Source organism: Streptomyces sp. NPDC030245 (genome assembly GCF_055572995.1).
The window spans coordinates 924,022-941,788 of record NZ_JBVICF010000002.1 but is presented as its reverse complement, the minus strand read 5'-3'; the positions used below and the strand labels follow the sequence as shown (position 1 = coordinate 941,788).

General features: G+C 73.9%; 16 protein-coding genes. 13 read left to right on the top strand and 3 right to left on the bottom strand.

Going from position 1 to position 17,767, the window contains the following annotated elements; genetic code table 11:
• The first annotated feature begins 2 nt into the window (after positions 1-2).
• Together ACZ4Z4_RS08605 and ACZ4Z4_RS08600 are read left to right on the top strand one after the other, a co-directional pair.
• Complete coding sequence (locus ACZ4Z4_RS08605; RefSeq protein ID WP_468324054.1) at positions 3-1,055, top strand: transaldolase family protein; 1,053 nt, start codon at positions 3-5, stop codon at positions 1,053-1,055.
• 112 nt (positions 1,056-1,167) lie between these two features.
• A complete protein-coding gene (locus ACZ4Z4_RS08600) occupies positions 1,168-3,012 on the top strand; it encodes a gamma-glutamyltransferase family protein (protein WP_468324052.1) in 1,845 nt (614 codons plus the stop codon).
• Between the two features lie 42 nt (positions 3,013-3,054).
• Here ACZ4Z4_RS08600 and ACZ4Z4_RS08595 read toward each other — a convergent pair whose 3' ends face one another.
• Positions 3,055-4,107 (bottom strand): hypothetical protein, encoded by a 1,053-nt coding sequence (locus tag ACZ4Z4_RS08595; RefSeq protein ID WP_468324049.1) that lies wholly within the window; start codon positions 4,105-4,107, stop codon positions 3,055-3,057.
• A gap of 145 nt (positions 4,108-4,252) precedes the next feature.
• On the opposite strand from ACZ4Z4_RS08595, the gene ACZ4Z4_RS08590 reads away from it, so the two are divergent.
• From ACZ4Z4_RS08590 to ACZ4Z4_RS08570, 5 genes are all read left to right on the top strand, one after another.
• Positions 4,253-5,080, top strand: a complete 828-nt coding sequence (locus ACZ4Z4_RS08590; RefSeq protein WP_468324046.1) for an inositol monophosphatase family protein — start codon at positions 4,253-4,255, stop codon at positions 5,078-5,080.
• A 92-nt stretch (positions 5,081-5,172) separates the two neighbouring features.
• A complete protein-coding gene (locus ACZ4Z4_RS08585) occupies positions 5,173-6,585 on the top strand; it encodes a phytoene desaturase family protein (RefSeq protein WP_468324206.1) in 1,413 nt (470 codons plus the stop codon).
• Entirely contained in the window at positions 6,558-7,115 is a 558-nt protein-coding gene (locus tag ACZ4Z4_RS08580) for an O-acetyl-ADP-ribose deacetylase (protein ID WP_468324044.1), read from the top strand. The genes ACZ4Z4_RS08585 and ACZ4Z4_RS08580 overlap by 28 nt, the downstream gene beginning before the upstream one ends.
• 81 nt (positions 7,116-7,196) lie before the next feature.
• Entirely contained in the window at positions 7,197-8,678 is a 1,482-nt protein-coding gene (locus ACZ4Z4_RS08575) for an AlkA N-terminal domain-containing protein (protein ID WP_468324041.1), read from the top strand.
• Between the two features lie 48 nt (positions 8,679-8,726).
• Positions 8,727-9,230 carry a methylated-DNA--[protein]-cysteine S-methyltransferase gene (locus ACZ4Z4_RS08570; protein ID WP_468324038.1) on the top strand — a complete coding sequence of 168 codons (504 nt, stop codon included), beginning with the start codon at positions 8,727-8,729 and terminating at the stop codon, positions 9,228-9,230.
• Positions 9,231-9,267: 37 nt separating this feature from the next.
• On the opposite strand, the gene ACZ4Z4_RS08565 is transcribed toward ACZ4Z4_RS08570, so the two are convergent.
• Positions 9,268-9,777, bottom strand: a complete 510-nt coding sequence (locus ACZ4Z4_RS08565; protein ID WP_468324036.1) for an NUDIX domain-containing protein — start codon at positions 9,775-9,777, stop codon at positions 9,268-9,270.
• A gap of 217 nt (positions 9,778-9,994) precedes the next feature.
• Here ACZ4Z4_RS08565 and ACZ4Z4_RS08560 point away from each other — a divergent pair, with 217 nt between their 5' ends.
• Positions 9,995-11,155 (top strand): glycerate kinase, encoded by a 1,161-nt coding sequence (locus ACZ4Z4_RS08560; RefSeq protein WP_468324034.1) that lies wholly within the window; start codon positions 9,995-9,997, stop codon positions 11,153-11,155.
• Between the two features lie 121 nt (positions 11,156-11,276).
• Here the strand turns inward: ACZ4Z4_RS08560 and ACZ4Z4_RS08555 are convergent, their stop codons facing one another.
• Entirely contained in the window at positions 11,277-12,503 is a 1,227-nt protein-coding gene (locus tag ACZ4Z4_RS08555) for a PucR family transcriptional regulator (RefSeq protein WP_468324031.1), read from the bottom strand.
• 288 nt (positions 12,504-12,791) lie between these two features.
• Here ACZ4Z4_RS08555 and ACZ4Z4_RS08550 point away from each other — a divergent pair, with 288 nt between their 5' ends.
• The 5 genes from ACZ4Z4_RS08550 (at position 12,792) to ACZ4Z4_RS08530 (ending at position 17,673) form a co-directional block, all read left to right on the top strand.
• On the top strand, positions 12,792-13,589 hold the full coding sequence (locus ACZ4Z4_RS08550) for an ABC transporter ATP-binding protein (RefSeq protein WP_468324203.1): 798 nt from the start codon (positions 12,792-12,794) through the stop codon (positions 13,587-13,589).
• Positions 13,586-14,392, top strand: coding sequence for an ABC transporter ATP-binding protein (locus ACZ4Z4_RS08545; protein ID WP_468324028.1), 807 nt, complete (start codon positions 13,586-13,588; stop codon positions 14,390-14,392). The genes ACZ4Z4_RS08550 and ACZ4Z4_RS08545 overlap by 4 nt, the downstream gene beginning before the upstream one ends.
• Positions 14,389-15,279, top strand: a complete 891-nt coding sequence (locus ACZ4Z4_RS08540) for a branched-chain amino acid ABC transporter permease (protein WP_468324025.1) — start codon at positions 14,389-14,391, stop codon at positions 15,277-15,279. The genes ACZ4Z4_RS08545 and ACZ4Z4_RS08540 overlap by 4 nt, the downstream gene beginning before the upstream one ends.
• An 82-nt stretch (positions 15,280-15,361) precedes the next feature.
• Complete coding sequence (locus tag ACZ4Z4_RS08535) at positions 15,362-16,399, top strand: branched-chain amino acid ABC transporter permease (RefSeq protein WP_468324201.1); 1,038 nt, start codon at positions 15,362-15,364, stop codon at positions 16,397-16,399.
• Positions 16,396-17,673: an ABC transporter substrate-binding protein gene (locus ACZ4Z4_RS08530; RefSeq protein WP_468324022.1), complete on the top strand. Its 1,278-nt coding sequence runs from the start codon at positions 16,396-16,398 to the stop codon at positions 17,671-17,673. Before ACZ4Z4_RS08535 ends, ACZ4Z4_RS08530 begins: the two co-directional genes overlap by 4 nt.
• Positions 17,674-17,767: the final 94 nt, after the last annotated feature.

Sequence of the window (17,767 nt, the reverse complement as noted above, 5' to 3'; positions counted from 1 at the left end):
CGATGAATCGTGCCTGGAAGCGGTTGAGGGCCGAGGGCGTCGACGTATGGATCGACGTGTCGGCCATCGCCGAGGGCGCGGCGCGCGAGGTCCGCCGCGCGCTCGCACAGGGTGACGTGGCAGGGGCCCGGATGGGCGCCCCTCGGGCCCGTGCCACGGCCGGGGCCGACCCCGTCGAAGAGATCAGGAGGGTCTGCGACCACCTGCTGCCGCGACACCGGGCGAGCGGGGGAGCCAGGGGCCTGGTCTCCGTCCCCCTGCCCACACGCCCGGTGGCCGAAGCCGCCACCTGGGTGGCGCGCGCCCGCGCCGTATGCGACGAGATCGGCCGCCCGAACCTGGTCGTCCGCCTTCCCGCCGAGGCGGCCGACACGGCGACCCTGCGGGCGCTGTGCGCGTCGCGCCTCGCCGTGGAGGTGTCCGGGGTGCGCTCGCCGCACCAGTACGGGCGGGCGGCCGCCGCACTCCTCGCGGCACTCGACGAGTCGACCCGCACACCCTCCTTCATCTCCTTCGACGTGACCGGCCTCGAACGGGACATCGACGCCCGCCTTGACCTCATCGGCTCCGACGAGGCCAAGGCGCTGCGGGGCCGGGCGGGACTGGCGTGCGCGCGTCTCGCGCACCGTACGCACGAGATGACCTTCTCCTCGGCGCGCTGGGGAGCGCTGGCGGCCGCCGGCACCCCTGAGCCGAAGCCGCTCTGGGTGACCGGCACGGATTCTCCGTCCCGCGCGGCGCACGCCGTGCAGGAACTGGTGACGAGGCGGACGGCCACGGCGATGACCCCGGCCGCGGCGCACACCCTCGCGGAGTCCGGCACGGTCAGCGGCGACCGGGTGTGGCGGCACTACGCCGACGCCGAGCGGACGCTGGCATACCTGGACTGGTTCGGCGTCTCGGTGGAGACCATGGCGAGGGAGGCCACGCAGGCCACGGAGGCCGCGCCCGACCGCGGCGGCTCACTCCTCCCGCCCGGCCCGGCCCACAGGGCGGCCCCCGTGCACGCGACGACCCTCCGCTCCGAGGCGCACCGGTCGCTGACTCCGGCCTGAGCGGAGGGGGGCGGCGGGAGCGGACGACACGGACTCTAGCCTTCTGGGGATGGCCCGTCCCGAGCGTCCGGCTCCCGGCCCGACACGAAGAAGCAGCGAGGTAAGAGCTCCTGTGTTCACGACCCGACCGACTCTCCAAGGCACCTTCGGCATGGTGTCGTCCACCCACTGGCTCGCCTCCCAGTCCGCGATGGCCGTACTGGAGGACGGCGGCAACGCCTTCGACGCCGCGGTCGCCGCGGGGTTCGTGCTGCACGTCGTCGAACCGCATTTGAACGGTCCCGCGGGCGAGGTCCCGATCATCCTCGCGCCCGCCGGGGGCGAGGTGCGCGTGCTCTGCGGGCAGGGCTGCGCGCCCGCGGGCGCCACCGTGGCCCACTACCGTTCCCTCGGGCTCGACCTGGTGCCCGGCACCGGACCGCTCGCCGCGGCCGTGCCCGGCGCCTTCGACGCGTGGCTGCTCCTCCTGCGGGACCACGGCACGAAGTCGCTCGCGGACGTCCTCAAGTACGCCATCGGGTACGCGGAGAACGGGCACGCGCCCGTGGAGCGGGTCGGCGAGACCGTCGAGACGGTACGGGAGCTCTTCGAGCGCGAGTGGCCCTCGTCGGCCGAGGTCTACCTCCCCGGGGGCACGCCCCCGCGCCCCGGCGAGCTGTTCCGCAACCCCGCGCTCGCGGCGACCTGGCGTCAGCTCCTGTCGGAGGCCGCCGCCGGGGCGGTCGACGGCACTCGGGAGGCGCGGATCGAGGCCGCGCGGGAGGTGTGGCGCGGTGGGTTCATCGCCGAGGCGCTCGTGCGGCAGGCCGGGCGGCCCACCATGGACACGAGCGGTGAGCGGCATGTGGGGACGCTCTCGGCGGAGGACCTCGCGGGCTGGTCGGCCTCCTACGAGGACCCGGTCACCTATGAGTGGAACGGCTGGACCCTGTGCAAGGCCGGTGGCTGGAGCCAAGGACCCGCGTTCCTCCAGCAGTTCGCGCTGCTGCCCCGGAACGTCGAGGAGCTTCCGGCGTACGGGTCCGCCGAATACGTCCACCTCCTCGTCGAGGGCTGCAAGCTGGCCATGGCCGACCGGGAGGCCTGGTACGGCGACGCGCACGGTGCGCGGGTCACGGAAGCAGGCGTCCCGCTACGGGAGTTGCTCTCCGACGACTACAACGCGTCGCGGCGGCGGCTGATCGGGGACAAGGCGTCGTACCAACTGCGGCCCGGGGCGCCGGGCGGGCGCGAGCCGCGGCTCTCCGCACACGCGTACGTGGTGGCTGCGGGACAGACACCGGATCCGGAGGCGTGGGGCGGCACGGCGGCGGCCGGCGCGGGGGAGCCGACGGTGGCCGGCGACGGGGGCACGCGCGGCGACACCTGCCACGTCGACATCGTCGACCGCTGGGGCAACATGGTGTCCGCCACGCCGAGCGGTGGATGGCTCCAGTCCAACCCCGTCGTGCCCGAGCTGGGCTTTCCGCTGGGGACACGGTTGCAGATGGCGTGGCTGGAGGAGGGGCTGCCCAACTCCCTCACACCGGGCAGGCGCCCCCGGACGACCCTCTCGCCGTCGCTGGCGCTGAAGGACGGCGTGCCGGTCCTCGCCTTCGGTACGCCGGGAGGCGACCAGCAGGACCAGTGGCAGGTGCACTTCTTCCTGGGAGTGGCGCTGCGGGAGGCCGTGCGGGGCGGCCTCGACCTCCAGGGCGCGATCGACGCACCCAACTGGCACACGGAGTCGTTCCCCGGCTCCTTCCACCCCCGGGGCATGCACCCCGGAAGCCTCACGGTCGAATCCCGCATGGCTCCCGAAGTGGTGGAGGAACTGCGGCGAAGGGGCCATGACGTGACGGTGGGGGGCGCGTGGTCGGAGGGACGGCTGTGCGCGGTGGGGCGGGACGCGGGGAGCGGGGTGTTGTACGGGGCGGCCAACGCGCGGGGGATGCAGGGGTACGCGGTGGGGCGCTAGCACCTCCCGGTCGCTGCGGGACCCCCCGTAAGGGAACCGGTGCTAGGAGCGGGTGGCGGTCGCGCAGTCGGTGTTGTCGGCCGTCTTGTCGATCCGCTTGCTGCGGTCGTACGGGTCGATGCGGTGGGACTCGTCGGCCGCCTGCCCGTCGGCCGCGCCGAAGGGCGGCTCGAAGTAGCCGGTCGGGGCGGAGCAGCCGCCGTTGGTCATGTCGAGCGCGTAGGAGCGGAGGGACATGGTGCCCGGCTCGGTGTCGACCTCGGCCGGGTCGTCCCAGCCCATCACCACCTCGCGCCGCACGATCGTACGGATGACCTCGGAGCCGTCGCCCGCCTCCGCGACCGGGTACACGAAGGTGACGTCCGCCGTCACCTCGACCGCACCCCGCTTCCCTTCCCGGTAGGTGAGGTGGCCGCGCGTCTTCACGACGTCACCGACCAGGCGGGCCTCCTCGGGCCGGAAGCGGCTGAACAGGAGGAGCGGGTTGGTCTTAGGCGTGGGGGACTTCGACGTCAGGGCGGTGCGGAGGTAGGCCCGGACGTCCTTCTGGTGCGGGTTCAGCAGCGCGATCGCCTTCGTGGGCCGCTCCCCGCGGAGTACGCGGCGGTCGAGCCCGGCGTCGACCAGGAAGTCCCGGCTCCGCTGAAGGGCGCGCTCCACCTGGGCGGCGTCCATCCAGCCGGTCGCCCTGGCCGGCGGCACCCGGATACCGGCCGCTCCGTCGGCCCAGCCCGCGGCGGGCGAACCCCGGAAGGGGGCGGTGCGGGTGGGGGTGCTCGGTTCGGCAGCCGGAGTCGTTCCGCTGTCGTCGCCGTCGAACCAGCCGAGGATCTGCCGGGGGAAAAGGGCTGCGGCCAGCAGGGCCACGGCCACCAGGAGTCCCGTCACGTACCGGCCCGTTCGGCGCCGGGGGCGGGGCGGTGAGTAGGTGCGCCAGCCCTGCGGCTGTGCGGAGCGCAGCCGACGCTCCACCGCACGGGCGCGTGCCGACGGCTCCACCGGAGCCCCGGTGCCGCCCTCCACCGATTCACGGAGGAACCGCTCCCACTCCTCGTCCGACACGGACGACCCGTCCTGCCCCCCGGCTCCGCCCACGCCGCACTCCCCATCTCGCGTGATCTCCGATTCGCACGCATGATCGCATGAGCTGCCGGAGCGGGGCGCCGCAGGTTCACCGGGGGTTAAGGCCACGTTTGCCGGAGGCGTACGGGATGTCAGTGGGGCGTGCTCTCATGGGTGCATGATCGAAGAGTTTTTGACGCACGGGGTGCGTGACGTGGAAGAGGCCCTGCGCAAGGCCGCCGCGGCGGAGGTCACCCCTCGTTTCCGGCAGCTCGCCGCAGGTGACGTCGTGGAGAAGAGCGGCCCGCACGACATGGTGACCGTCGCCGACCGCCGCGCCGAGGAGCAGCTGACCGTCGACCTCGCCGCCCTCCTCCCGGGCTCGGTCGTCGTGGGCGAGGAAGCGGTGCACGCCGACCCCTCGACGTACGAGGCGATACGCGGGGACGCGCCCGTATGGATCGTCGACCCGGTCGACGGGACGCGGCAGTTCGTCAACGGCGACCCGGGGTTCTGCATGCTCGTCGCCCTCGCGGTGCGCGGGGAGGTCCTGGCCTCCTGGACGTACGCGCCCATGCTCGACGAGTTCGCCGTGGCGGTCCGCGGCCGGGGCGCCTGGCTGAACGGACAGCGGCTGACGGCCGGCTCGCCGGAGGCCGGAGCGGACGTGCAGGTGGCCACCTCCCACCCGGACTACACCACGGAGGAGCAGAAGCGGGCCCTGCTGGGGCTGGGCGTCGACGGCGTGCGGCCGCGGCCGTGCGGCTCGGCCGGACTCGAATACCTCGCCATAGCCAAGGGGGAGCTGGACGCCGTCGCGTTCTCCTGGGAGCTGGACTGGGACCACGCCGCGGGGCTGCTGCTCGTGTCGGAGGCGGGCGGCACCGACCTGACGCTGACGGGGGAGCCGTTCCGGCTCGGCGGGGGCAATGCCCTGCCGTTCACCGCCGCCCGGGACGCCGCCACGGCCCGCCGGGTCGCCGGCCTCCTCGCGGGCGCCGCCTGACCTGGGAGGGGCCCGGGAGGAGGGGCGGGCGCCCCCGCCTATCCTGGGCGGCACAGGCCATCGGCTGACAAAGGAGTCCGAAGGTGCCGTCGATGCTTGACGCCGTCGTCGTGGGAGCGGGACCGAACGGGCTGACCGCTGCCGTCGAGCTGGCCCGCCGCGGCTTCTCCGTCGCCGTCTTCGAGGCGAAGAGCACGGTGGGAGGCGGTGCGCGGACGCAGGAGCTGACGCTGCCCGGCTTCCGGCACGACCCGTGTTCCGCCGCCCACCCGCTGGGTGTCAACTCCCCGGCGTTCCGCGCCATGCCCCTCGACCGGTACGGGCTTGAGTGGCTCCAGCCCCCGCTCCCCATGGCGCACCCCTTCCCGGACGGCACGGCCGCCGTCCTGTCCCGTTCCGTCGCCGAGACCGCCGCCTCCTTCGGGCCGCGCGACGCGGGGGCGTACCGAAGGCTGGTCGAGCCCTTCCTGCCGCACTGGGACGTGCTGCTGCGGGACTTCATGTCCCTGCCGATGAGCTCGCTGCCGCGGGACCCGGTGACCCTCGCCCGGTTCGGCCTCGCGGGGCTGCCGCCGTCGACGTGGCTGATGCGCCGCTTCCGCGACGACCGGGCGCGCGCCCTGTTCGCGGGCCTCGTCGCGCACGTCATCGCGCCGCTCGGCGGCATCGTCACCAGCGGTGTGGGCCTGGTCTTCGCGCTGGCCGCGCACGCCCGCGGCTGGCCCGTCGCAAGGGGCGGCTCGCAGTCCATCTCCGACGCGCTCACCGCGTATCTGAAAGACCTCGGCGGCTCCGTCCACACGGATTACGAGGTCAAGCGGCTCGACGACCTGCCGCCCGCCCGCGCCTACGTCTTCGACACCTCGCCGACCGCCCTCGCACGGATCGCCGGGCTCGGCCGCGCCTATGAGGGATACCGGTACGGCGCGAGCGTCTTCAAGATCGATTACGCGCTCGACGGGCCCGTCCCCTGGACCGCCGAGGAGCCGCGGACCGCGGGAACCGTGCAGATCGGCCCGGGCAGCAAGGACATCGGCGCCGCCCTGCACGCCGCATCGCGGACGCGGCGGGCGCCACAGGCACCCTTCCTCATCTCCGTGCAGCCCAGCGTCGTCGACCCCTCCAGGGCCCCGGAGGGCAAACACGTCTTCTGGACGTACGGCCACGTGCCGAACGGCTGGGACGGCGACCTCACCGACGCGATCGAGCGCCAACTGGAGCGGTTCGCCCCCGGCTTCCGCGACCGCGTCCTCGCCCGCGCCACCGCGGGCCCGCGCGAACTCGCCGCCCACAACAGCAACTACGTCGGCGGTGACATCGCCTGCGGCGCCGCGAGCGGACTGCAACTGCTGCTGCGGCCCAAGCCCTCCCTCTTCCCGTACGCCACCCGGCACCCCGCCGTCTTCCTCTGCTCGTCCGCGACACCGCCCGGCCCCGGCGTGCACGGCATGTCCGGGCACAATGCCGCGAAAGCCGTATGGAAGACGCTCAGGAGACAGCAGTGACCGTCCGCATCACCCTCGTCCAGGGGGACATCACCCAGCAGCACGCCGACGCCATCGTGAACGCCGCCAACTCCTCGCTGCTGGGCGGCGGAGGCGTCGACGGCGCCATCCACCGGCGCGGCGGCCCCGACATCCTCGCCGACTGCCGACGCCTGCGCGCCGCGCACCTCGGCAAGGGACTGCCCACCGGTCGCGCCGTCGCCACCACCGCCGGGCGGCTCGACGCCCGGCACGTGATCCACACCGTCGGCCCGGTCTGGTCCGCCACCGAGGACCGCTCCGAGCTCCTCGCCTCCTGCCACCGCGAGTCCCTGCGGATCGCCGCGGAGCTGGGCGCGCGCACGGTCGCCTTCCCCGCGATCTCCACCGGTGTCTACCGCTGGCCGCTCGACGACGCGGCCCGCACCGCGGTCCGGACGGTCCGGGAGGCCGCCGACCCCGCGCTCTTCGACGAGGTGCGGTTCGTGCTCTTCGACCGGGCCGCCCACGACGCGTTCGCGGCGGCGCTCGCGGAGGCGGAGCGGGGGTAGCCCGGCGCTGTCCCTGGCAGGGCGACGTCGATGTCGGATTCCCGCCAGCCACGCGGCGCGGTACCCGCGATCCTTGACGGCATGCACACCGACACAGAGCGCTGTGTACGCGCCGTTCAGTCGAAGGACGCCCGTTTCGACGGCTGGTTCTTCACGGCCGTCGTCACCACCCGGATCTACTGCCGCCCCAGCTGCCCCGTCGTACCGCCCAAGGCCGAGAACATGACGTTCTACCCGAGCGCCGCCGCCTGCCAGCAGGCCGGGTTCCGGGCCTGCAAGCGGTGCCGCCCGGACAGCAGCCCCGGCTCTCCCGAGTGGAACCAGCGGGCCGACCTCGTGGCCCGCGCCATGCGCCTGATCGGTGACGGCGTCGTCGACCGCGACGGCGTCCCCGGCCTCGCGGCCCGCCTCGGCTACAGCACCCGGCAGGTCGAACGGCAGCTGCTCGCCGAGCTCGGCGCGGGACCGCTCGCCCTCGCCCGCGCCCAGCGCGCGCAGACCGCCCGGCTGCTCATCGAGACCACCGGACTGCCCATGGCGGAGATCGCCTTCGCCGCCGGCTTCTCCTCGATCCGCACCTTCAACGACACGGTCCGCGAGGTCTTCGCGCTGGCCCCCGGAGAGCTCCGCGCCCGCGCGCCGAAGGGGCCCGGCGCCGCACCGGCCGGGGCGCCGGGCGGGGTGCTGTCGCTGCGGCTGCCGTTCCGCGCGCCCCTCAACCCCGACAATCTCTTCGGGCACCTCGTCGCCACCGCCGTACCCGGCGTCGAGGAGTGGCGGAACGGCGCGTACCGCAGGACCTTGAACCTGCCCCACGGGCACGGCATCGTCGCCCTCACCCCGCACCCCGAGCACATCGGCTGCCGGCTGACCCTCACCGACCCGCGCGACCTGACCATCGCCATCAGCCGCTGCCGCCGCATGCTCGACCTGGACGCCGACCCGGCCGCCGTCGACGGCCGGCTGCGGGCCGACCCGCTGCTCGCGCCGCTCGTCGACAAGGCCCCGGGGCGGCGCGTGCCGCGCACCGTCGACGAGGCCGAGTTCGCCGTGCGCGCCGTCCTCGGCCAGCAGGTCTCCACGGCCGCCGCCCGCACCCACGCCGCCCGCCTCGTCACCGCGCACGGCCGCCCGGTCGACGACCCCGAGGGCGGCCTCACCCACCTCTTCCCCGCGCCGGACGACCTCGCCGCGCTCGACCCCGACTCCCTCGCCCTGCCCCGCAGCCGCCGCTCCACCCTGACGACGCTGGTGCGCCACCTCGCCGACGGCAGCATCGGCCTCGGCGTGGAGCGCGACTGGGACGAGGCCCGCGCCCGGCTCGCCGAGCTCCCCGGCTTCGGCCCCTGGACGGTCGAGGTCATCGCGATGCGGGCGCTCGGCGACCCGGACACCTTCCTCCCCTCCGACCTCGGCATCCGCCGCGCGGCGCGGGAGCTCGGCCTGCCGCACACCCCCGCCGCGCTCACCGCGCGCGCCGCCGCCTGGCGGCCCTGGCGGGCGTACGCCGTCCAGTACCTGTGGGCCACCGACGACCACCCCATCAACTCCATCCCCGCGTAAGGGACTTCACTCATGGAACACGCGGAGCGAAGGGAAGCCACTCAGCACATGGAACGTCTGCACACCCTCATCGACAGCCCCTACGGGCCGCTCACCCTCGTCGCCACCGACGGCGTGCTCAGCGGCCTCTACATGACCGAGCAGCGCCACCGCCCGCCCGAGGAGACCTTCGGCGACCGGGACCCGGCGCCGTTCGGTGCGGTGATCAGCCAGCTGGAGGCCTACTTCGCCGGGGAGCTGACGGAGTTCGACGTGCCGCTGCGGCTCGACGGCACGCCGTTCCAACGCACGGTCTGGCGTGCGCTCCAGCAGATCCCCTACGGCGAGACCCGTACGTACGGCGAACTCGCCGAAGCCCTCGGCAAGCCCAATGCCTCCCGTGCGGTCGGCCTCGCCAACGGGAAGAACCCGATCGGCGTCATCGTCCCCTGTCACCGCGTCATCGGCGCCAGCGGCAGCCTGACGGGGTACGGCGGCGGGCTCGGCCGCAAGCAGCGGCTGCTGGCCTTCGAGGGCGGGGCGGCGCGGACCGTCGAGGACGCCCTGTTCTGACGGGCCCGCACGCCCGACCGCCCGCGGGTGCCGGGAGTCAGCCGACCCGGTACCCGTCCTCCAGCTCCGCCGGGCCGTTGCCCCGCGCCAGCACGTCGAGCGCGGCGGCGACCCGGCGCCCGAGCTCGGCGGGCAGATGCTCCGCGAGGTGCTGGGGCGCGACCAGCCGCCAGGAGAGCAGCTCCTCCTCCTGGAGCCGGATCGACTTCAGCTGCTCGGTGCCGAGCACACCACCGTCGTACAGGTACGCGACCAGCGGCGGCCGCGACCGCGAGGGGCCCGGCGGCACCCAGTCGACCGCGAGCAGCGGCCCGGGCGCCACGTCGAGCCCGATCTCCTCCAGGGTCTCCCGGCGCGCCCCCTGCCGCGGCGTCTCCCCGTCGTCCGACTCGACGGTCCCGCCGGGCAGCGCCCAGCCCTCGCGGTAGTTGGGCTCGACGAGCAGGATCCGGCCGTCCGCGTCGCGGAAGAGCGCGGCGGCTCCCACGAGGACGCGGGGGAGCCCGGCGATGTACGTGGCGTAGTCCTGCGGGTTCTGAACGGTCACGGAGAAAGGGTAGCCAGCGTCGGCCCGGGCATTCCGGGTTGATCGATCATTCTCTGTTCATGCCGCACCACTATGGGCTGCTATGGGGGATATTCCGCCGAGGGGTGCCGTCTCGCGCCCCGGTCGGCCATGGGCAGCGGGCCCTGTCTGCGGTTATGGTCGCAGCGGCGCGACTGCCTTGACGCGAGCAAGGCCCGGAAAGCAAGGGGAATGCAAGGTGGCGGACGCTGAAGGAACGACGGGACACGAGCAGCGTGTCCTCATCGCCGCGGACAAGTTCAAGGGTTCACTCACGGCCGTGCAGGTCGCCGAGCGGGTGACGGCCGGGCTCCACCGCGTCGCCCCCGGCGTCACGGTCGAGGCGCTGCCGGTCGCCGACGGCGGCGACGGCACGGTCGCCGCGGCCGTCGCGGGCGGTTTCGAGCGCCGCGAGGTGCGCGTCACGGGACCGCTCGGCAACGAGGTCACGGCGGCGTACGCGCTCAAGGACGGCACCGCCGTGGTGGAGATGGCCGAGGCCTCGGGCCTCCAGCTGCTGCCCGAGGGCGTCTTCGCGCCGCTCACGGCCACCACGTACGGCTCCGGTGAGCTGATCCGCGCCGCGCTCGACGCGGGGGCCCGCACCATCGTCTTCGGCGTCGGCGGCAGCGCCACGACCGACGGCGGCGCGGGCATGCTGGCCGCGCTCGGCGCGCGCTTCCTGGACGCGGCGGGCGAGCCGGTCGCGCCGGGCGGCGGCCCGCTGAAGGACCTGGCCACCGCGGAGCTTGCGGGCCTCGACCCGCGGCTCAAGGATGTCGAGATCGTGCTCGCCAGCGATGTGGACAACCCGCTGACCGGGCCGAAGGGCGCGCCCGCGGTGTACGGGCCGCAGAAGGGCGCCTGCGCGGAGGACGTCGCCGCGCTGGACGCCGCGCTCGCCCACTTCGCCACGGTCCTGGAGAAGTCCGTCGGCCCGAAGGCCGCCGAGTACGCCAAGGCGCCGGGCGCCGGCGCCGCGGGCGGCATCGGGTACGGCGCGCTGGTCGGACTCGGGGCGGGCTTCCGGCCCGGCATCGAGGTCATGCTCGACGTGCTCGGCTTCGCGCCCGCCCTGGAGCGAGCGACGCTCGTCATCACCGGTGAGGGCTCCCTCGACGAGCAGACCCTGCACGGCAAGGCGCCCGCCGGGGTGGCCGCGGCGGCGCGGGCCGCGGGCGTGGAGGTGGTCGCTGTCTGCGGGCGCCTCGCCCTCGCCCCCGAGGTGCTCGGCAAGGCCGGCATCCGGCGTGCGTACGCCCTGACCGACGTCGAGCCCGACGTGGCTCGGTGCATCGCCGAGGCGGGGCCGATTCTGGAGACGCTTGCGGAGCGGTTGGGGCGGGACTACTTGGCGTAGGGCCTGGGCGGGTCTCCGGGGGCGTCTGCCTGGTTCGGGGCGTTTGCGGGGTGCGGGTTGTGGGGGTTGCTCGCGCAGTTCCCCGCGCCCCTTACGGGGCGTCCCGTGAGGGGCGCCCCCTCTACCCCGGTGTCAGTCTGTGGGCCTCCAGCGCCAGTGCCACCTCCACCAGGTCCCGTGGTCTCGCCAGGGAGCGTGAGGTGAGTTGTTCCAGGCGGCGCAGGCGGTTGAACACCGTGTTGCGGTGGCAGTAGAGGCGGCCCGCCGCCCGGCCCGCCGAGCCCTCGCAGGCCAGCCACGCGTCCAGCGTCTCCAACAGCACCGCCTGGTCCGCCGGTTCGAGGGCGAGGACCTCGCCGAGCACGTCCTTCACCAGGCGCCCCGCCAGCTCCGGCTGGCTCACCACCAGCGCCGTCGGCATCCGCCGGTCCAGGCGCACGATGTCCGTCGCGCCGGGCGGGCAGGTGCGCAGCGCGAGTTCCGCGAGCCGCCGGGCGTGGCCCAGCTCCGCCAGCCCGCCGACCACGGGGCTGATCCCGCCGGGGCCGGGGCAGCGCCCGTCCAGCAGCCGGGCGAGGCCGTCCAGGCCGCCCTCCTCACCGTCACCGGCCGCGCCGAGCGCCACCACGCCGACCTCGCAGTCCGTCCGCATCCGCCAGATGAAGCGGAACCCCGTCCGCTGGATCTGCCGGTGGAACGCCTCACGGCCGTCGCGCCGGTCCACGCGGAGCACCACCACCGCGTACGGGCCGTGCTCGGGCAGGTCGAGCCCGGCCGCCGCCCGCGCCGCGAGCCCCGGCGCCGAACGGCCCTCCAAAAGCGCGTCGAGCAGCGCCTGCAACTGCTCGTCCGTGCGCCGGCGCAGCTCCAGCTCGGTGGCACGGTACGCGTCGGACGCCACCGCGGCCTGCGCGTCCACCGCCGACCACACCATCGTCGCCGAGCGCATCAGGACCGCGAGCTTCTCCGGGTCCTTGCCCGCCGTCCCCTCCAGGAGCGAGTCCCACACCAGATAGCCCGCGTTGCGGTACGAGTGCACCACCAGGTCGAGGGGCAGGCCCTGCTGGGCCCGGCGCCGCCCGGCCTCCTCCGCGTACTCCAGGTCGCGGCGCGGCGAGGCACGCGGGGCCGAGATCGCCTCGATGCCGATCCGCATGGCCTCCTCGGCCTCCCGCCACTGCACGTCGTACGGCAGCACGCGCCCGTACACCGGCGAGTGCTCGCCGAGCTGGCGCAGATGTTCGTCGACCAGCTCGGGCAGGCGCGGCAGGAGGGCCGTGCACGCCTCCTTGAGGAGTTTCCAGTCGTGCCCGGTCCTCGGCCTGCGTCCGCTCTTGGTTCCGGTCATCGTCGCCCCCCGTCGCCGCGTATCAAGACGTCGTCGTCCGGAGGATGCCACTCCTCGGGCCCCTCCCGCAGGCCCCTGACACGCGGTGTTGTGCGCGTGCACAACCGGGGGACGCCGCCACTGGTCGCCCGCAGCGTTTCGCCCGCTGCCCGTGGACGGGCCGCTCCCGCGGTGCTGGGGTGAGCGCCACGCGACGGCGGACGGCCGGACGGGACGAGAGGGCGATACGTGGCTGGATCCGATGTGAAGGGCGCCGGGAAGGCCGGGCCCGGCGCCCGCGGCGGGGGGCTGGCCGTGCGGGACGTGTCGGTGGGGTACGGGCCCGTGCGGGCCCTGCGCCGCGTCTCCCTCGACCTGCCCGACGGCGCCGTCGTCGCCGTGCTCGGCGGCAACGGCGCGGGCAAGTCGACGCTGCTGCGCGCCATCTCCCGCACCCTCGCCTTCCAGGGCGGGACGCTGACCTCGGGCGGCATCCACTTCGACGGGCGGCGCCTCGACGGCCTCACGCCGGACCGGGTGGTGGCCGCCGGGATCTCCCACGTGCCCGAGGGCAGGCAGGTGTTCGCCCGGATGTCCGTCACCGACAACCTGCGAGCAGGGGCGCTCGGCTCCACCGGCTCGCGCGCCGCCAAAGCGGCCGCCCTGCGGCGCGTCCACGACCTCTTCCCCGTCCTCGCCGAGCGCGGCGCCCAGCGCGCCGGGCTCCTCTCCGGCGGCGAACAGCAGATGCTCGCCGTGGGCAGGGCGCTGATGGCGTCCCCGCGCCTGCTCCTCCTCGACGAACCCTCCCTCGGCCTCGCGCCGCTGATGGCCGCCCGCATCGCCGACACCATCCAGGAGATCAACGCCCAGGGCATCTCGGTGCTCCTCGTCGAGCAGAACGCCGCCCTCGCGCTGCGGCTCGCCTCCACGGCGTACGTCCTCGACGTCGGCGAGGTCGCCCTCGCCGGACCCGCGGACGAACTCGCCGCCTCCGACGAGGTGCGCCGCCGTTACCTGGGCGTGGTCGACGAGGACGCGGCGGCCGACGCCACCCGCGGCATCGGCGCGCTGCCGACGCTGCCGCGCTGGGAGGCCGGACCGTGACCGAAACGACCGTACCGCCGCTGGAAGTACGGGACCTGACGGTCCGCTTCGCCGGGCTCACCGCCCTCGACGCCGTCAGCTTCACCGTCCGCCCCGGCACCGTGCACGCCGTCATCGGACCCAACGGCGCCGGCAAGTCCACCTGCTTCAACGTCCTGTCCGGCGTCTACCGCGCGAGCGGCGGCAGCGTCCGCTTCGGCGAGCACGAGCTCACCGGCATGCGGCCGCACCAGATCGCGGGACTCGGCGTCGCCCGGATCTTCCAGAACCTCGCCCTGCCGCCGCGCGCCACCGTCGCCGACAGCCTGCTGCTCGGCCGGCACCGCCTGACCCGCACCGGCTTCGTCGCCGCAGGACTGCGGCTGCCCTCGGCCGCCCGCGAGGAACGCAGGCACCGCGAACGCGTCCGCGAGATCGCCGCGTTCGTCGGCCTCGAACACCAACTCGACCTGCCCGCGGGCGCCCTGCCCTACGGACAGCAGAAACTCGCCGAGCTCGCCCGCGCCCTGTGCATGGAGCCGCGGCTGCTGCTCCTCGACGAGCCCGTCGCCGGCATGACCGCCGACGAACGGCGCCGCACCGCGGCCGTCATCGCGGGCGTCCGCGACAGCCTCGGCATCTCGATCGTCCTGGTGGAACACGACATGGGGGTGGTGATGCGGCTCGCGGACGCGGTGACCGTACTCGACTTCGGACGCCGGATCGCCGACGGCGCGCCCGGCGACGTACAGAACGACCCGGCGGTCGTACGCGCCTACCTGGGCGAGGGCGGCCGGACCGGCGAAGGGGAGGAGCGACCGTGACCACCTTCACCGAACTCTTCCTCAACGGGGTCTCGATGGGCTCCGTCTACGCCCTCATCGCCCTCGGCTTCGTCGTCATCTTCCGCGCCACCGAGGTGGTCAACTTCGCCCACGCCTCGCTGCTCCTCGCGGGCGGCTACGTCACCGCGTCGCTCCACGACGACCTCGGCTTCTGGGCGGCGCTGCTCGTCGGCATCGCGGGCGCCGCGGTGGTCGGGGCAGCCGTCGAGTTCCTCGTCATGCGCCGCTACCGCGGCTCCGACCACAGCGTGCTCGCCATCGTCACCATCGGCGTCGACATCCTGCTCACCACCGAGCTCACCCGCCGCCTCGGCACCGACGTCCTGCCGCTCGGCGACCCGTGGGGCGACGACGTGCTGACCGTCGGCCCGATCTCCCTCGCGCACACCCGCATCGCGGCGTTCGTCGCGGCGGCGCTGCTCATCACCGTCTTCCTCCTCGCCTTCCGCTACACCTCGTGGGGCGTGGCGATGCGGGCCGCCGCCGAGAGCCCGGAGACCGCCGCGCTGATGGGCGTGCGGCTCGGCAGGGTCTCACTCGGGGCGTGGGCGGTGGCGGGCGCGCTCGCCGCCGTGGCCGCGCTGTTCCTCACCGTCTTCCCGACCCCCGGGCTCGAACGCGCCACGTCCCTCGCGGCGCTGAAGGCGTTCCCCGCCGCGATCCTCGGCGGCCTCGACTCCACGACGGGCGCCCTGGTCGGCGGCCTCGTCGTGGGCGTCACCGAGTCCCTCGCCACCGGCTACCAGAGCGATCTCAGCTTCCTCGGCCGCGGCCTCGGCGACCTCGCGCCCTACCTCGTCATGACCGTCATCCTGCTGCTGCGACCCGCCGGGCTGTTCGGCACGAAGGAGCTCTCCCGTGTCTGAGGTCTCCGGGACCGCCACCCGCCCGGCCCCCACCGCTCCCACGGCCGCCGCCCGTACGCGGCTCGGCCGCCCCCGCACCTACATGTGGGCCGCCGCAGCGGTCCTCCTGCTCGCCGTGCCGTTCTACCTGGACCGCTTCTGGCTCCAGGCGGGCCTCTTCGCGATGGCCGCCGCCATCGGCGCGATCGGCCTCAACCTCCTCACCGGCGCGACGGGCCAGCTCTCCATGGGCCACGCCTTCTTCCTCGCCATCGGGGCGTACGGCTACTGCGTCCTCGCCGGCGACGGAGGCGAGGGGCTGACGGGGCTCGGCCTGCCCAGCTGGCTCGCCGCGACCCTCGCGGTGGCCCTCGCCGGGCTCGCGGGCGGCCTCTTCAGCCCCATCGCGGGCCGCCTGAGCGGCGCGTACCTCGGCATCGCGACCCTCGCGCTGATCTTCATCGGGCAGCACGTGCTCTTCAACGCCCACGACCTCACGGGCGGCTCCAACGGACGCGACGTCCCGCCCCTGAGCCTCTTCGGCATCACCTTCGACGAGAGTGAGGTCGTGATCGCGGCCGTACCGTTCGGCTCCGCGGAGAAGCTCTGGTACGCCGGACTCGTCCTGCTCCTCGGCTGCGGTCTCTTCGCCCGCGGCGTGCTGCGGGGCCGCCCGGGGCGCGCCATGAACGCCATCCGCGACCACCGGGTCGCCGCGGGCGTGATCGGCGTCCCGGTGGCCCGCTACCGCGCCGGGGTCTTCGTCCTGTCGTCGATGTACGCGGGCCTCGCCGGGGTCCTGCTCGCCCTGGTCTTCCAGCGCACCGTGCCGGACTACTTCGGCATGACGCTCTCCCTGGAGTACCTGGCGATGATCGTCATCGGCGGCCTCGGCTCGGTCGCCGGCGCGGTCGCGGGCGCCGCACTCGTCTCGCTGCTGCCGCAGCTGCTCACCCGGTACAGCGACGCGCTGCCCCTCGTCTCGGCGCCCGGCACCGGCGGGATCTCACCGGGTGAGGCGTCCCGGTATCTGTACGGCGCCGCCGTCGTGGCGGTGGTGCTCTTCCTGCCCGGCGGCCTGGCGAGGATCGCCGCCCGGCGCAGCAAGCCAAGACCAGGCACGACAGGGGAGGAAGCATGAGAACACCGAAGACGCTGACGAGGGCCACGGCCGCCGCCACAGCGGTCGCCGCGCTGCTGGCGCTCACCGCATGCAGTTCAAAGGCCAAGGACGACGACGGGGAGAAGGGCGGCGAGGGCGCGGGAGGGGTGAAATCCGGCACCGGCGTGACGAGCGAGACCATCGATCTCGGCGTGCTCACCGACATGACCGGCGTCTACGCCACCCTCGGCAAGAGCGTCACCCAGGCCCAGCAGCTCTACGTCGACCAGACCAACGCCGACGGCGGCATCTGCGGCCGCAAGCTGAAGCTGACCGTCCGCGACCACGGCTACGACCCGCAGAAGGCCGTCGCCGCCTACACCGAGCTGGAGCCGAAGGTCCTCGGCTTCGCCCAGTTCATCGGCTCCCCGTTCGTCGCCGCCGTCAAGCAGCGCATCGACGCCGACAAGAGCCTGGTCCTGCCCCAGGCCTGGTCGGCGAACCTGCTGGGCAGCCCCTACGTGCGCGTGATCGGCTCCACGTACGACCTGGAGACGATCAACGCGATCGACTTCCTGATGAAGGAGAAGGGCCTCAAGAAGGGCGACAAGCTCGGCCACGTCTACTTCGAGGGCGACTACGGAGAGAGCGCCCTCAAGGGCTCGAAGCACATGGCCGACAAGGCGGGCCTCACCGTCGTCGAGCAGAAGATCAAGCCCACGGACAACGACATGACCGCCCAGGTCTCCGCCCTGAAGAAGGCCGGCGTCAAGGCCGTCGTCATCAGCGCGGGCCCCCGCCAGGCCGCGTCCCTGGTCGGCGTCGCGGCGGCGGGGCGCTTCGACGTCCCCGTCATCGGCAACAACTCGGCATTCGCCCCGCAGCTCCTCGCCACGCAGTCGGGCCCGGCGCTCATGAAGAACTACTACGTGGCCTCGCCGACCCTGCCGATCGGCGCGGACACGACGGCGGCGAAGAAGCTCGTCGCCGACTACAAGAAGGCCCACCCGAAGGACTCCCTGGACAACGGCGTCGTGGCGGGCTGGACGGCCGCGTCGGTCTTCGGCGAGGCCCTGAAGAAGGCGTGCGAGGACAAGGACCTCACGCGCGAGGGCGTGGACAAGGCCCTCCTCACGCTGGACGGCTTCGACTCCGGCTTCGGCGTCACCCAGAACTTCACCGACCCGAAGGCACCCTCCTCCAAGGAGAGCGTCATCCTCCAGCCGGACAAGAAGGCGACGGGCGGCATGAAGGTCGTCCGGCAGCCGACGGCGGCGGAACAGGCAGCGAATTTCAGCCCGTCCGGCGATTGAGGACGAGCCCGGAGGGCGACAAGACGGTACGCAAAGGGGGCCTGAACCATCCGGTTCAGGCCCCCTGGGCTACGTACAAGCGCCGCCGGCACTC

Coding starts and splice junctions, on each gene's coding strand:
- ACZ4Z4_RS08585 (WP_468324206.1), top strand. CDS start 5,173: ATGCTTGACGCCGTCGTCGTGGGAGCGGGACCGAACGGGCTGACCGCT.
- ACZ4Z4_RS08605 (WP_468324054.1), top strand. CDS start 3: ATGAATCGTGCCTGGAAGCGGTTGAGGGCCGAGGGCGTCGACGTATGG.
- ACZ4Z4_RS08580 (WP_468324044.1), top strand. CDS start 6,558: ATGGAAGACGCTCAGGAGACAGCAGTGACCGTCCGCATCACCCTCGTC.
- ACZ4Z4_RS08530 (WP_468324022.1), top strand. CDS start 16,396: ATGAGAACACCGAAGACGCTGACGAGGGCCACGGCCGCCGCCACAGCG.
- ACZ4Z4_RS08555 (WP_468324031.1), bottom strand. CDS start 12,503: ATGACCGGAACCAAGAGCGGACGCAGGCCGAGGACCGGGCACGACTGG.
- ACZ4Z4_RS08575 (WP_468324041.1), top strand. CDS start 7,197: ATGCACACCGACACAGAGCGCTGTGTACGCGCCGTTCAGTCGAAGGAC.
- ACZ4Z4_RS08570 (WP_468324038.1), top strand. CDS start 8,727: ATGGAACGTCTGCACACCCTCATCGACAGCCCCTACGGGCCGCTCACC.
- ACZ4Z4_RS08590 (WP_468324046.1), top strand. CDS start 4,253: ATGATCGAAGAGTTTTTGACGCACGGGGTGCGTGACGTGGAAGAGGCC.
- ACZ4Z4_RS08535 (WP_468324201.1), top strand. CDS start 15,362: ATGTGGGCCGCCGCAGCGGTCCTCCTGCTCGCCGTGCCGTTCTACCTG.